Below are 15218 nucleotides of genomic sequence, written 5' to 3'. Positions count from 1 at the left end.
CGTAGTGAGATTGGATACATTCACGGAAGCTGAAGCTAACAAACTTTTCAGGGGGGAAAATTTCATTATGGCAGCCAAGAAAATGCGTTCAGACATGATTAAAAAAGGCTTTGACCGGGCTCCACACCGCAGTCTCCTGCGGGCAGCCGGAGTAAAAGAGGAGGATTTCGGCAAGCCGTTTATCGCGGTCTGCAATTCCTATATTGATATCGTTCCGGGTCATGTGCATCTTCAGGAGTTCGGCAAAATTGTTAAGGAAGCCATTCGTGAAGCTGGCGGCGTTCCCTTCGAATTCAATACGATCGGTGTAGATGACGGAATTGCGATGGGCCATATCGGTATGCGCTATTCGCTGCCAAGCCGCGAGATTATCGCCGACTCGCTGGAAACCGTTGTGTCCGCCCACTGGTTCGACGGCATGGTCTGCATTCCTAACTGTGATAAAATCACCCCGGGCATGATGATGGGCGCACTGCGCGTTAACATCCCGACTATCTTCGTCAGCGGCGGCCCGATGAAGGCCGGCGTAGACAGCAAAGGCAAGAAGTTATCCCTTACCTCTGTATTTGAAGGCGTAGGCGCCCATCAGGTCGGCAAGATCAATGATGCTGAGCTGCTGGAGCTTGAACAATACGGCTGTCCGACCTGCGGCTCCTGTTCAGGCATGTTCACCGCCAACTCGATGAACTGCCTTGCGGAAGCGATGGGACTGGCGCTGCCGGGCAACGGTACAATCCTGGCTGTAGCGGAAGAACGCAGAGATTTTGTCCGCAAATCGGCGACCCAGCTCATGGAGCTGATCAAGCTGGATCTCAAACCGCGCGACATCGTAACCCAGGAATCTCTGGACAACGCTTTTGCTTTGGACATGGCGATGGGCGGCTCCACCAACACCGTACTGCATACGCTGGCACTGGCTCAGGAAGCAGGCATCGACTATCCATTGGAACGCATCAATGAAGTAGCGAACCGCGTGCCTTATCTGGCCAAACTGGCTCCGGCCTCCGATATCTTCATCGAGGATGTAGACCGGGCAGGCGGCGTAAGCGCCGTGCTGAACGAGCTGCTGAAGAAACCGGGCGCCATCTTCGGTGACTGTATGACCGTTACCGGCAAAACGCTGGCTGAAAATGTCCGTGGACATGAGATTCAAGATACCACGGTTATTCATACGCTGGACAACCCCTACTCCGAAGTTGGCGGTCTGTCCGTGCTTTACGGCAACCTTGCACCGGAAGGTTCCATCATCAAGGTCGGTGCTGTTGACGCCTCTGTAGGCGGCTACCATAAAGGCCCGGCAATCTGCTTCGATTCTCAGGAAGAAGCGCTGGAAGGCATCGCGAACGGCAAAGTGAAGGAAGGCCATGTCGTGGTTATCCGTTATGAAGGACCGAAGGGCGGTCCCGGCATGCCGGAAATGCTTGCACCGACTTCGCAGATCGTCGGCATGGGTCTTGGCGCCAAGGTCGGCCTGATCACCGATGGCCGCTTCTCGGGCGCGTCCCGCGGCATCAGCATCGGCCATATCTCTCCGGAGGCGGCTGAAGGCGGTCCGATCGCTTTTGTCGAAGATGGCGACATCATCGAGCTGGACCTCAACAACCGCAAGATCGAACTGCTGGTTGAGGAAGAAGTCCTTGCAGTCCGCCGCAGCGGCTGGAAAGAGTTCGAGCCGAAAGTCAAAACAGGCTATCTGGCCCGCTACTCCAAGCTTGTTACCAACGCCAGCAAGGGCGGCGTGTTGAAGATCTAATCAAGCTTTAAGGCATCAGCCTAATTATAGTTCCGACAAAAGGAGCAGTCCCCACTACGTATGTGGGACTGCTCTTTTGTTTACCTCATTCGATCATTTCTGTATGTAATCCGCATCCGGCGGATTCAGGTGCACTTCTGCCTCTCATTCCGCCATATAGCGTGAATGTGGCGGATTCAAATGCACTTCTACCTCTCATTTCACCGTGTAGCATAAAAGCGGCGGATTCAGGTGCACTACTGCCTCTCATTCCACGATGTATCGTGAATGCGAGGCAGCGTAAATGCGGCATAGTTCATCCTTCTCTTCAGAAGTTTACCATCGAAATCAAAGACAATTGGTGCACGTTTTTCATTTGGAATCCATCCTTGTTCAAGTGCCTGACCGATAAAGAACTCAACATCTTTAGGTCTAACAACTTTCATGTTCAAATGTTCTGTATTAGGGAAGTTTACCCAAAAGCTATCAATATCTGAAGCAATATAAACTTCAAATCGTCTCCCTCTAAAAGCTTCATGTTCCGGTATCATAATGACATATCCGCTGTCTGGTGAAATCGTCCAAATATAGCTTTCTGCTTTAACCACAATTTTTCTCGAACTTTTTTTGTTTATTGTCATTTGCTTTATCCTTTACTAAAGTATCATTTATGAAACACGTATTCTTCTCTGTCCATACCTCCAACTCCTAGATTGGTTTCATAACTTATCTTCTACACCAGCACCACGTTAACCTCTACCTTACCTTATCCTCGGCCACACCCAGACTACAATCTTATTTTCACTCCCCGGATACTTTTCGGCGGAATTCATTAGGGGTTATTCCATATTCCTTTTTAAAAACACGATAGAATGAGCGCAAACTGTTGAATCCGGAATCAAACGCGATATCAGTGACCGGATGGGTAGTCGATAACAGCAACATGTGGGCAAAGGCTGCCCGCTGCCCATTGATATAATCCCGAAAAGAGATGTGGAACTGTTCAGAAAAGATGCGGGAAATAATAAACTTGCTGATACCAAGCTCTTTTGAAAGCGTATCCAGATCTATATGCTCTAAAAAGTGAATGTCGATATAAGCGAGAATTTTGGGAATGAGGTCCATTTCTTTCTTGTAGTCTACTTTTTTCATTACCAATAATGGCAAAGCGTGCCCAAGTACTACAGAGGTGTAAGCCTTGAGCAAACGATTGTCACATTGTTCTTTATATAGTGTATACAAGGTTGTCAGCAGGCCCGGAAGCATCTGATGCTTGGGGATTACAGGGTTATCCGGGACATGATTAAACAACTCCCCCGTGAAATCCCCCGGAAATGTGGCATCGAAAAAGATCAGCAGGATCTGGTTCTTCTCTATCGTTTTGTAGCTGTGAGGTTGATTGGAAAAAATGATCGCCATGTCCCCCTCAGACAAAACATAATCTTGGCCATTGATGCTGATATTGATTTTGCCGGACAAAACCATCGTGATCTCTACATTTTTATGCAGATGAAGAGGATAGGTGTTATTGGTTGAAATAAAGGAATGAAACGCCTGGTCACGATGCTGATATTTAATATTCATGTCTTCCTCCCTATCGTCACGGAATACCAAGCAGTGAAATTTCTGCAATACTAAGAACATAATATGGATCTGCTCTTCTGCGCAAGAACTAAGAGCAATAGTTGGCACAAAATAATTTCTTTTTGGCAGGTAAATGTGGCCTAAAAGTTTTAAAGTATTAGCAGTAGTCTGCTTGTTGCAGTAAAAAGAAACAAAAAATCACGTAAGTACCCACAACATTTGACTGAAAGGAGGAAGTATAACAGGAGCACTGCCTCAAGATAAGGCTGCATCCATGTTATACGTCAAAAGATGAATAGAAAGAGTAAAAGATCCAACAAGGTTTTAGCCGTTTTCACGAGTATTTCGGTAGCGTTTTTATTTTTAGGAATCCAGCCTCTTGATGCCTCAGGACAGGCAGACGGAGACAAGATTTTTACAGGTGCCTCAATTATTGCCTTTCCGGGCGCAGAAGGTGGCGGCGCCTATACCAGCGGCGGCCGGGGGGGCGATGTATATATCGTAACCACCCTCAAAGATTACGCTGTCAATGACAAACCGATTGAAGGATCGCTTCGGTATGGGATTGTATCTACGCCTAAAGAGGGGCGTACGATTGTTTTTCATGTTTCCGGAACGATTGAACTGAAGAGCACCCTGCAGCTCAACAATATCAAAAACCTGTCCATCGCCGGGCAAACCGCCCCAGGCAACGGAATTACAATTGCGGGCTGGGATACCGATATCAGCAATTCGGAAAACATCATTCTTCGCTATATCTCTTTCCGTCCGGGTGCCACCAATGTATTTAGCGGCAGCGATTCGATGGATGCGCTTTGGGGAAGGGACAACAACTACTTCCTTATTGACCATTGCTCCTTCAGCTGGAACACGGATGAAACCTTATCGTTATACAGAGGCGAAAACGGTACAATCCAGTGGTCAATGATTTCGGAAAGTCTGACTCTGTCCGGGCATACCAAAGGAAGACATGGCTACGGCGGTATTTCAGGCGGAGATAAAACAACGTTCCATCACAATCTGTACGCGAACCACACCTCGCGAAATCCAAGGCTGGGCGGCGGTTATGCAGGTGCTGCGGATGCAGAGCATGTCGCAGTTGTTCAGTTCTCCAACAATATAATTTATAATTGGGGCTTTAATGGAACTTATGGCGGGGGTTTTACCTTTACTAATTTTATGAATAATATCGAAATTGCCGGTCCAGGTACAAGAGATAACGTGACTCAAAGGGTTATTGATGCCGGGGAATCCAAGAAGCTTGGCGGCTTCTACATCGCCGGGAACCGAATCAACGGGGAGCTTACTGGATTACTGAATGAATCCTCTGATACTGTGAAATTTTCCGGTGACAACAGCGGTGACCAAATGACGAACTTAGTAAGCAAGCCGTATCTTTCGGCGGACAGTACGGGAGTAAATCACGGTACTACCAATAAAGCATTTGATGATTACGTTAATTCCGGTGTAAAACCTGCTAACCAACCGTTACTGAAAAGCATTCTGCAACAAGCGGGAGCTACCTATCCGCGTCGCGGCGCTGTCGATGCAAGAATTGTTGCGGAAGTAGAGCAAGGCTCGGGAAGATATATCAACACGGAACATGAGGTTGGTGGATACATCTCGGCCTTTGGTGTCGTAGAAGAACAGAGAGAGGATCAATTTGACACCAATCAAAACGGTATAGACGACAAGTGGGAAAAGAAGAATAATATCTGGGGCATCAAGGATGCCTATAAAACAATTACAGAAAGCGGTTATACATGGCTTGAACTTTATACAAACGGTCTTGCCGGTATGGACCATGTTGCCGAAAACCCTGAAGCTAGCCTCTTGGCACCAGGGAACAATGCCCAGTTTGCCTTAGGGAAAGAGATCGGGGTTAAAATCAAAGCTTCTTCCAAATTCGGACACAAAATAAAGAAGGTTGCTGTATACAATGGATCTAAATATCTTGGAGATGCAGTGAAGAAAGGCAACACTTACACCTATGCGATCAAGGGACTAGAGGATGCTTCCTACTATATCTCTGCAAGAGTCACGGATACCAAAGGAAATGAGACACAAACCACTGCCGCTAATATCCATGTCAATACCTCCTCCTCTGCTTTGGCTGGCAAGGGTTGGACCTCCAAAGATATCGGCAATCCGGACATTAAAGGTTCCGGAAGCATGACAGGCGATGTAATTACTGTTAAAGGAAACGGAAAGCTTGGAAGTAGCGAAGGCAGCCTTGAACGATCAGAAGCGAACAATGCGGCCAAAGACGACTTTCACTTTGTGTATAAAGAGATGAATGGAGATATGGCGGTTACCGCGAAGCTGGAGAAGATTGGAGACGTTGACAACCACGCCTTCACAGGATTGATGATCCGTGATGACTTGAAAGAAGACAGTGCTGCTACGGCCCTCGGCCTCTCCTGGGTGAAGTTATTTAAAGCTACCGCCTGGTCATCTTATCTGACGGGAAGAAACCTTAAGGGCGGAGATTTTGATGTATTGACCGAAACTTTAGACAGCCCTTCTGCTGCCGAAAAAGCCGGGATTCAACTACTTCCGGATATTCCGTTCAAGATTAATGGTGTGGAACAAGGTTATTGGCTTAAACTTGGCCGTCAAGGAGATACTTTCTATGCTTATGGATCTATAGACGGAAAAAAATGGACGCTGATCGGCAAGCGGACAATCGTTATGCAAGGTTCGGTATATGTCGGATTTGCCGTTGACAGCAATGATGTTGCAAATGTAATTGAGCAACTGAACTATGCAAAGTTCTCCAATATTACTGTGGAGAATAAATTCACTCCTATTGGCGAATAGGCTGTATCCGAGGATGCTATGAATAAACGCTAAATAGTGTGATCTTCTGCACAGATGTTACACCAACACGGCAGCCGGTACAACGGCTGCCGTGTTGGTGTGTTTGTTAGGATAAGGTTACCCGTTCGTTCAGCAGTGCTCTGGTTTTTTACCACATGCCATCACAAAGGTCATCATCGCATAGGCTTCAGGGGAATTATTAAAATTCTCAGAGGCTTGTTGTAATTGTTCATACTCTTCTTCATTGATAATTCCCTTATTGTAAAAAACCCTAAACCGGTTAATATCAAACTGCCGTTTAAAACCTTCCATTCCATGAAGATCACTATGCTGGATAACAGTATCCATATCTAAATCAACATAACCTGCCTGTGCTAAGAGTCGTGGCAGCCTCCTGCCGATATACCGATTGCCCCCTTTTGCAGCTTGATGCTCCGCCAGCTTCTTTATCACAGAAGGCAGTAAATCCATATTCGGGCTAACCGCTCCAAAAATCCCGTCATCAATATCGATAATGACAAGCTTCCCACAAGGCCTTAGTACACGATAAATTTCTCTTGCAGCCTCCACCGGATTATGTAAATGAAGAAACAGTAACCTTGCAATAGCAAAATCATAGGAATGATCAGGGAGTCCGGTGTCATACACAGAAGAATGTACAAACCGCAGTTTGGACGAAGGGATATGATGTAACCGGTTTTTAGCTTCAGCCAGCAGCTTTTGATCAATTTCCAAAGCTGTAATCTCACTTTCCGGCAAACTATGGACTAATTGTTCGGTAACGAAGCTGGGACCACTTCCAAGTTCTAACACGCTCATTCCATCCTGCAATCCATACCATTGTAAGTTACGAAACTCTTTATCCCACCCCATCATTGTTTGTACTTTCAGCCGCTCAACCTCTTCTTCAAAACCTAGAGCAACATTGTCAATATTGTACGTAGAATTACGCGCCTTCATATGTCACCTCCGTGATAAAACAAAATATTCGACAGTCCTTAAGTGATTCCTTCCTGTATCACATTGCATATATCCATATACAAAAACAAAAAAATGCCCCCCAGCCAATTACGGCTGCCGGAGCATTTTAAGCCAGCTATATCGAATTATATAAAAGTTCGGGAACCCTCAAATCAATGCATAACCGTCGCTCCCGGCAGTTCAGCTTCCAGGGTCAGCTCTTCTTCGCGTTTGTGCTCACGCGGGTTCGCCTGTTTCTGCGGACGCTGCTGATTCATCTGATCCAAGAGCTGTGAGATGGGCATCAGAATCATCTTAGGGATCAGAGCCTCGCTGCGGACCTTCAGCCTCTCTCCGCCTGAGGGATGAATAACACTAAGCAGAAGACTTAAATAAAACTTGGAGGAACGGGCAAACCAGCCGTTCGGCAGATCCAGGACCATGAAGCCGAATTTTTCCGGCCCGCGGTTGAGCATGCTGACACCATACAGCGCCTTAGCCTCAGCCAGATCTACATCGCCGGCTATTTGCTCCGCAAGCACCGGCAGATCCTTTTCCATCCTGCGGATCATGCGGATCGCAAGCTGAGCCGAAGAGCGGGAATTCAGGCCAATCTCGAACAGCTGCCGGTTGTCGATATGCAGCTCAATGACCTTATCGCCTTTGTTCAAGACCTCGCCGCCTTCCATTCGCACGGAGCCGCCTTGATATTTGCGCAGCCGGTAATGGAGGAACGGGTCAGCCGGTGTGATCGTCTTTAAGCCGAAGAGGAACTGGAAGACTCGTTCCCAGGCCAGCCACAGGCCGACAATCAGCCGCTTGCCGTAGGAGATCCGCTGAATCGGCGAGTTCTGCACAGTCTTGATCATCTGGTCGATCCGGATGCTGCGCAAGCCCCGGAGCCGCGCTTCCTCCAGCATCCGTTCCAGGGCAACCAGCATATGCTCCGGCGCTTTCGGATCTGCACCGAGTGTTGTCCCGCAATCATGGAGCAGCATCACTTCGCCCGGATTCAGCTTCTCGAGCAGCTTCTCGGTCAGCCGCTCTGCGCCGAGCTTTTCTTTCCAGTCGCCGAACATAGCCGACCAAAGTACAATTTGAACCTGGCGGCGTTTGGAGAAGTCGAACAGATTGACAATCCCCCACGGCGGACGGTAATAGGTGCTACGCTCACCGGTAATACTGTAAATAATATCATCCGTGCGTTGAATCTGCCGCCTGACAGTAGCGGGACGCATCACCCAGTTGCTCTTGTGTACATAATTATGAATGCCGATAAGATGTCCCTCATCATGCATACGCTTAATAAGTTCCGGATTCTGTTCGGCATGTGCCCCGACTACAAAGAAGGTCGCCTTGGCATCATAACGTTTAAGCAAATCCAGTAAAGATGGTGTATAACGCGGATCGGGACCATCATCAAAGGTGAGGGCAAATTCAGAGCGCCCAATCCCCTTGCGGAATACGCGGTAACCGAAGATCCGGCTGATCATTCCAGGAATGAACGCATAAAAGGTCGAGATGTAAAATAACCAGAGCAGCAAAGTCTGCATGTATATTCACCGCTTTTCCAGAGTTGACTTTGGCTCGTCTTACGTCTGCAAGCAGATATTCGGGTACGGCCAAGTAGAGTATAATATGCCTCGCGGTTTTTAGGTGAGCAGAATCCCACGAAAAAACGTTACCCCCTATTTTAACACAGGTACCAAAGAAAAAGACGCTTTTTTATTAAAATCGTGTACAATGAATTGGAGCCTCAATTGTCAAATTTTCTAAAAAAGTAATCTGAAAAAGGAGTCGTTTCTACTTATGCTGCCGCTGTACAAAAAATATTGGCGCACCTTCTTTGATATTGGTTTGGTGGTGCTGACGGTGTATCTCGTAATGCTGGGTTTCAGCAAGCTGTATCAACTGGCCGCACCGGTATTCCTGTCTTTTTTTGTATTCCTGCTGATCGAGCCGTTGGCCCGCTTCCTGAACCGCAAGGGGCTGGGCAAACCGTTCGCCTCCGCAATTTCCGTACTGCTGTTTCTGATTATTCTGCTGGGCGTCTTGTTCGGTGCAGGACTGCTCATTGCGACAAAGGCCCTTCAATTCTCGGATAGCTTACCTCAATACACAAAGATGCTTCAAATGCATTTTAAAGAAACCACCACTTATCTGCAGCATCAGATTGATGCGCTGCCGTCTGATCTTACAACGAAAATAAATGGCTATTTCACCAATGCCACCAACATTCTTTCCAAATGGATGGTCAGCTTCTTTAAGTATATGGTCGGTGTGCTTGGCTCTTTCTCCTCCTTTATGGGGAATTTCGGCGTCGCCATTATTCTCGCTTTTTTCCTCAGTATGGAGATCAAGGACTGGCGTAAGATCGCTCATGATAAAATGCCCAAGACCTTTAAGACGGCTTTCGCTTTCGTCCAAGGGAACGTTTTTAAAGCCATCGGTTCCTATCTCAAAGCCCAGCTGATCTTGATCAGCATCACCTTCGTTATTGTGCTGGCCGGTTTGTTCATACTGAGAACGGGAAATGAGATCACCATGGCGCTGGTATGCGCTGTATTTGATGTGCTGCCGCTGCTAGGGGTATCCACGATTCTAATTCCCTGGATCATTTATTTGTTTATTGTGGGCAATACTTCGCTTGCGATCGGACTGCTCGTCCTGCTGGCGGTTGTGCTGATTGTGCGCCAGCTGCTGGAGCCAAAGATTACCGGCAATTCGATCGGCGTATCCTCCGCGTTTCTGATGTTGTCCTTCGTAATCTTCTCTATGTCCGCCTTTGGCGTGGCCGGACTGATCCTGTCCCCGATCCTGCTTATTCTGATCAAGGAGCTGATTCAACAGGGTTATCTCCAGCGCTGGATCTACCTGCCACAGGAGGAATTTATTGTTTCGCCGTTTGCGGCAGCCGAACCTTCGACTGCCGGAGGACCCGTCACTGGTGAAACAGAACCCTCTCAAGCTCCCGAAGACGCGGCCAACAAGTCGAATACCTGACCAAACAGCTTAGTTGCTGTATGGGCACTGCCGGGGGACACATTCTCCACAGCGATGGATACGGCATACCGGGGATGGTCAACCGGACCGTAGCCGATGAACCACTGATTGTTGCGTGGTGCTCCCTTCACTAGGGTCTGGGCCGTGCCCGATTTGCCGGCCAGCGGCCAATGTGCGCCTTGCAGGCGTCTGCCGGTTCCCTCTGTGACGACCAGCCGCATCCAGGACAACAGCAGCCTGGACGTCGACTCCGAGATTTGTCCGGCGGAAGCCGGAGCCAGGTGTCCCGGCAGCTCCTTAAGCGTCTGGCCGTTTCTGAACGCGACCCGCTGCAGAATGCGCGGCGCCCTGACCTTGCCGCCATGCAGCAGCGTGACAACGAGATTGGCCGCCTGCAGCGGCGTCACTCTTACATCCCGCTGGCCAATGGCTGTCTGCACCCTTGCTCCGCCGTCATCAGGCAGCAGGGTCGTAAAGATCGTTCCGGGCTGCTCCCCGGCAAGCGGCCGGAGCAGCGGCAGGCCAAGCGTATTCTCCGCTTGCCAGCCTACATTTCTTCCCAGGCCAAGCGCCAGTGCGGTGGCCTGAAGCTGCACGCCGCTCAACCGCTCGGCGAGGGAAGCAAATACTGTATTGCAGGACACGGCGAACCCTTGCGCCAGCGTGAGGGAACCGTGTCCTTTGCCGTTCTGGCAGGACAAACCGTATTTGTCATAATGCCCCGAGCAATAGAACTTCTCGTCGGGCGAGGTGATCCCGGCCTCCAGCGCAGCTGCGGCTGTTACAATCTTAAAGATTGAGCCGGGTGCGTCTGCCTGCAGTGCCCGGTTATTCCACTCCCCGCCTTCAGGCGAAATATGCCCTGGATTATAAAAGGGCAGAGAGACCATTGCCTGTATATCACCATTTTTGGTATCCAGCACTACCACCGCTCCCTCTTTCAATCCCGCCTCCGTAACCAGCTGCTCAATTCCTGCTTGAAGCTGCTTATCAATCGTCGTATAGATCGACAAGGGGTAATAGGGATTCCCTGGCGCCTTCACTTTTATAAGGCTGCCCGGAAGCCGGTTGCCACGCGCATCCACCTGGGCATATGCCTCTGTGTGACCAACACCTTGAAGCAGCGGTTCCAGGGTTTTCTCCAGCCCATCCGTTCCGGTCAGTGGAGTTCTAAGTCCTGTGGGCGAGTCCTTTGCCTTCGTCCTGGAAGCCTCCGACATATACCCCAGCCATTGCCGTCCTGACTCTTCATTCTCATATCTGCGGGAGAACGGCAGGACTCTGACCCCGCCCAGACCCAAATGCTCCACTTCTTGTGCCTGTTGTGGTGTCAGCGCCTGTGGGGTCTTGGTTGTGGCAGAGGGCCATAGAAACGGCTCCTTCACTCCGGAGATTCTGCTCTGAAGCTGCTCATACGGGACTCCGAGGATCGCGGCAAGACGACGTTGAGGTTCCGTTCCCGCTTCCGCTCCCGGGTTAATGACAGCAGCAGGTTGTTCTTCCTGCGGAAAAAAGGCTGCCGCCCAAACGGTTTCACCGGCAAGCGGCTTTCCGCTCCGGTCATAGAGCCGGCCACGCCCGCTGTCCAGCACAGTCTCCCGCTCGCTCTGAATCTCGGCCATCTGGGCAAGAGAATATTCCGCACCGGGGACCGGCTGATTCTTAAGCAGCAGTTGAACCCATGCCAGCCTTAGAATGAGGACTGCAAGCAGTGCCGATAAAATAAGCAGGCCCCAGAATATACGTTTATGGATTACCTTATGCAATGCCATTCCTCCTGAATGTATGTGCGGATAGCCGATTGTGTTGTTCCTTGGATCTATTATGCCCACCTTGCTGATTTATTACATGAAACAGTTCAAGGTATGGCAAAAAACCGCTCTACCCGTAAAAGGGTGGAGCGGTATAATGGGATACTACTTTTTTACATGCAAATGGTTAGACACTAAATTTGGACAATCTTTCCTTAAGCATGCTTGAAGCATGTTCCAGCTTGCCGGAAAGTTCAACCAGATAATCGCTCACATTCTGCTGCTCACCGCTTAAGGAAGCAACCTCCTCGGAGGCAGCTGAAGATTCCTCGGCGAAGGAGCTGACATTGCCAATCGTCTCTGACAGCACTCGTTGTGACTGGTTAAGTCCGCCGACCGATGAAGAGACAGTTTCCAGCCGGCCGATGAAATGATGCATCTGTTCCTGTACGGATACGAAGATGTCGCTGGCATTGCGGACAGAGGCCACCTGTTCATTGAACAGCGGAGCTACATCCGATAACGCAACCACAGTCTCATTCATATCGTTCATGATCTTGCCGGTAATCTCAGCTACAACCGTAATGGAACGCTTGGATTGGTCAGCCAATTGGCGGATTTCATCGGCCACGACCATAAAGCCCTGGCCGGCTTCCCCCGCTCTTGCCGCTTCAATCGTAGCATTCAGTGACAGGATATTAGTCTGCTGCGTAATATTCTGCATAACCTCAAGCACTTTAATCACCGAAGAAGCAGTTTCCTTCAATTCATTGACTTTCACCACGAGATGATGGGTCATTTCGCCTGTCGTTTGTGTTCTGCCCAGCAATTCCTTTAACTTCACAACGCCTTCTTCACTAGCTTGTCCTACACTATGCGCCGTGCTTTCCATCTCACGGGCAGCAGCAAAAACCATATCCATCTGCCCGGAGATTACACCAGTCATTTCGTTTCCGCGGTCTGCTTCCAGAGCCAGATTGCCTGCACCACCGGCAATCTCTTCGGTCGCCGCAGCAATATCCATTGCCGCAGCAGCCGTCTTGCGTGAAGCGCTGCCTAGAGCATCGGCGGTCTCCAGCACCTCGCGGGCGGTCTCGTTGGTATGGACAACCAGCTCTGTAATCCGCTCCATCATTGCATTGAAGGAGCTGGACAACTGGCCGATCTCATCGCGGGAAGTGATCTTAGTCCGCACACGCAGATCGCCTTCGGCTCCCTGAAACATTAAGTGTCTCAGCCTTGAGAGCGGCCTCGACACCATCCTTACCATCCACAAGCCGATCAGAATGGCGATGACCGCGGCAGCACCAACCGCTATGTACGTAGTGTTAAGAATACGGCCGGCATCCTTGATCAGATTCTCAGCAGGCACCACCCCGAGTACTTTCCAGCCTGAGCTCTCCAGTGTGCCGTAAACCGCAAGAATGGATTCGCCTTCCTCGTCCTTGGTCGGCAGCGAGCCTGAGGTTTGATTAACGCCTTTCAGCAGCGTTCCGCCCAGCCGCAGATACGTATCTGCCTCCTGGTGCTGTGAAGAGGCAATCAGCTCGTCTTTGTCCGTAATCAATTGAATGTAGGAGTTCATTCCCAGATTGACTTTGCTGAGATGGCTCTCCAGTTCTGTAGTTTTGATATCGCAGACAGCGATGTAGCCGGTGCTGCCGGCATCCCCCGCGATGGATTTGGCGAAATGCAGCACTCCCGAGTCGTCTCCTTGCTTCAATGCCTGCGTGATCCATAAGCTCTGAGGTTTCTCCTGCAGCTGCTTAAACCAGGAGGATGCGCGGATCTCCTCCACAAAGGCGTTGTCAGTCGTTCCCGTAGCAGAGATAGGGAGACTGGGATTTAACGGCACAAGGTACACGGCTTGAATCCCGCTTACTGCAGAGAGCCAAAGTTCCAGTTCCCCGGTGATCACTTTAGACTGCTCCTGAGGTTGCCCGAGGTTTGCAGGAGACTGATTTCCTTGCGTTACAGCATTTTGAATATCCTTGTTGTAAAAAAGCTGTCCCAGGCTGTCTTCAAACCGCAGCAATATTACGTCCAGCTTCTCTGCCGTTTGTAGGACCGTCTGCTCATTGGAGGACAGCGCGTTGTTCTCGATCGTTTGTCTGGCTACGGAATACGAGGTGTATCCGAGGGACAGGACAATTCCCATCGTGGCGATGAAGAACACGAGAAATAGCCGCATCCCCAGCGACTTGGAGGGATGCAGCCGGGTTAGGAACCCTTTACTGCCTTTTGCTTGCTTGCTCAAAAAAATTCACCGCCAAATCTACTGTTTTCTTGCAGGGATTACACCCGTTACAAGGTCATGAACGTCTGAAGCGTCCGATCAGCAAGATATGGAAGATACTCATGACCGTATTCATAATAAACCATGAGGTCTTTTGATGCTGTGATTTTATTGTATGCAGCAAATTGTGTTGAAGGAGGACAGATCGTATCCGCAAGTCCGGTCACCCACAGCACTTTAGCCTGGATGCGGTCCGCCAAATTCTGAATATCAATATAACCCAGACGGTTGAAAATCTCGTCCTCGCGTAAATGATGCGGATCAAAAAAGCGGAAATAGTAGTTGATCTCCTCATACGCCGAGGTTGTGATATTCGTTTCCCAGGCCCGTTTGTAATCGGACAGGAACGGATAGACCGGCACAGCTATGGCAATGCGCGGTTCAAGCGATGCACAGGCTACAGTAAGTCCGCCGCCTTGCGACAGGCCGAAAGCGCCAACCCGCGCCGGGTCAACTTCAGGCATCGCCATCAGAATACGCGCCGTCTGGGCCGTATCCAGAAATACGTTGCGGTAATAAAGGCTGTCGGGATGGGGATCATCAATACCGCGGATAATATGGCCGCGGATCGTGGTTCCCTGTACTGTAAGATTATCTTCGGACAGTCCGCCCTGTCCCCGGCAGTCCATCGCCAGCACGCTGATTCCGTGAGCGGCATAAGTGACCTTCTCCATCCAGTCCCCGCTGTCGCAGGAGTAGCCGTGGAACATGACTACACCCGGCCCCTTCTCTTGCGCCGCCTTCTTCGGTCTTACATATTTGCAGTGCACTCTTGCCCCGCCTACGCCGGTAAAATAGAGATGGAAACATTCCGCCAGCTCGCTGGTAAATTCCGCTGGTACAAGTTCATAATCAAGCGGCTGGGCGTTAAGATCGTTTAGCGCCCGTTCCCAGAATAGATCGAAATCCTCCGGCTTCGGGCTGCTGCCCCCGTAGGCTTTTAATTGGGACAGGGATCGTTCATTGGTCACTTATCATCTTCTCCTTAAGGTGGTGTGAAATCTTGGGAAATGGGGCGGCGAGCGCCTTCACCCCGTTAATCAACAATCAAGCAGGAGCCTCTGAGGCTCCT

10 protein-coding genes are annotated in these 15218 nt (G+C 49.8%); 3 read left to right on the top strand and 7 right to left on the bottom strand.

The genetic code is table 11. The features are described from left to right. Positions 1-67 precede the first annotated feature (67 nt). Positions 68-1753 (top strand): dihydroxy-acid dehydratase, encoded by a 1686-nt coding sequence (ilvD, locus tag NST07_RS08730; protein WP_341091145.1) that lies wholly within the window; start codon positions 68-70, stop codon positions 1751-1753. A gap of 236 nt (positions 1754-1989) precedes the next feature. On the opposite strand, the gene NST07_RS08725 is transcribed toward ilvD, so the two are convergent. Together NST07_RS08725 and NST07_RS08720 are read right to left on the bottom strand one after the other, a co-directional pair. Then, on the bottom strand, positions 1990-2373 hold the full coding sequence (locus NST07_RS08725) for a hypothetical protein (protein ID WP_341091144.1): 384 nt from the start codon (positions 2371-2373) through the stop codon (positions 1990-1992). Positions 2374-2533: 160 nt separating this feature from the next. Beyond that, positions 2534-3424, bottom strand: coding sequence for an AraC family transcriptional regulator (locus NST07_RS08720; RefSeq protein ID WP_341091143.1), 891 nt, complete (start codon positions 3422-3424; stop codon positions 2534-2536). Positions 3425-3607: 183 nt separating this feature from the next. Here NST07_RS08720 and NST07_RS08715 point away from each other — a divergent pair, with 183 nt between their 5' ends. Continuing rightward, on the top strand, positions 3608-6136 hold the full coding sequence (locus NST07_RS08715) for an Ig-like domain-containing protein (protein ID WP_342481388.1): 2529 nt from the start codon (positions 3608-3610) through the stop codon (positions 6134-6136). Between the two features lie 129 nt (positions 6137-6265). Here NST07_RS08715 and NST07_RS08710 read toward each other — a convergent pair whose 3' ends face one another. Together NST07_RS08710 and NST07_RS08705 are read right to left on the bottom strand one after the other, a co-directional pair. Then, a complete protein-coding gene (locus NST07_RS08710) occupies positions 6266-7096 on the bottom strand; it encodes a methyltransferase domain-containing protein (RefSeq protein ID WP_342481387.1) in 831 nt (276 codons plus the stop codon). A gap of 173 nt (positions 7097-7269) precedes the next feature. Continuing rightward, positions 7270-8649: a polysaccharide deacetylase family protein gene (locus NST07_RS08705; protein ID WP_342481386.1), complete on the bottom strand. Its 1380-nt coding sequence runs from the start codon at positions 8647-8649 to the stop codon at positions 7270-7272. A 256-nt stretch (positions 8650-8905) separates the two neighbouring features. Here NST07_RS08705 and NST07_RS08700 point away from each other — a divergent pair, with 256 nt between their 5' ends. After that, the gene (locus NST07_RS08700; RefSeq protein ID WP_341091138.1) at positions 8906-10099 is read left to right on the top strand and encodes an AI-2E family transporter; all 1194 of its coding nucleotides are present in this window, start codon (positions 8906-8908) and stop codon (positions 10097-10099) included. On the opposite strand, the gene NST07_RS08695 is transcribed toward NST07_RS08700, so the two are convergent. From NST07_RS08695 to NST07_RS08685, 3 genes are all read right to left on the bottom strand, one after another. Next, positions 10060-11865: a penicillin-binding protein 2 gene (locus NST07_RS08695; protein ID WP_342481385.1), complete on the bottom strand. Its 1806-nt coding sequence runs from the start codon at positions 11863-11865 to the stop codon at positions 10060-10062. The two genes, NST07_RS08700 and NST07_RS08695, sit on opposite strands and share 40 nt — an antisense overlap. Before the next feature lie 172 nt (positions 11866-12037). Then, on the bottom strand, positions 12038-14107 hold the full coding sequence (locus NST07_RS08690; protein WP_342481384.1) for a methyl-accepting chemotaxis protein: 2070 nt from the start codon (positions 14105-14107) through the stop codon (positions 12038-12040). 47 nt (positions 14108-14154) lie between these two features. Then, a complete protein-coding gene (locus NST07_RS08685) occupies positions 14155-15117 on the bottom strand; it encodes an alpha/beta fold hydrolase (protein ID WP_342481383.1) in 963 nt (320 codons plus the stop codon). Positions 15118-15218 lie beyond the last annotated feature (101 nt).

It is taken from the genome of Paenibacillus sp. FSL L8-0340 (assembly GCF_038593145.1).
Lineage (GTDB): Bacteria > Bacillota > Bacilli > Paenibacillales > Paenibacillaceae > Paenibacillus_AQ.
Note: the sequence above shows the minus strand (reverse complement) of the source record. Positions and strands in the feature narration are given on the sequence as shown.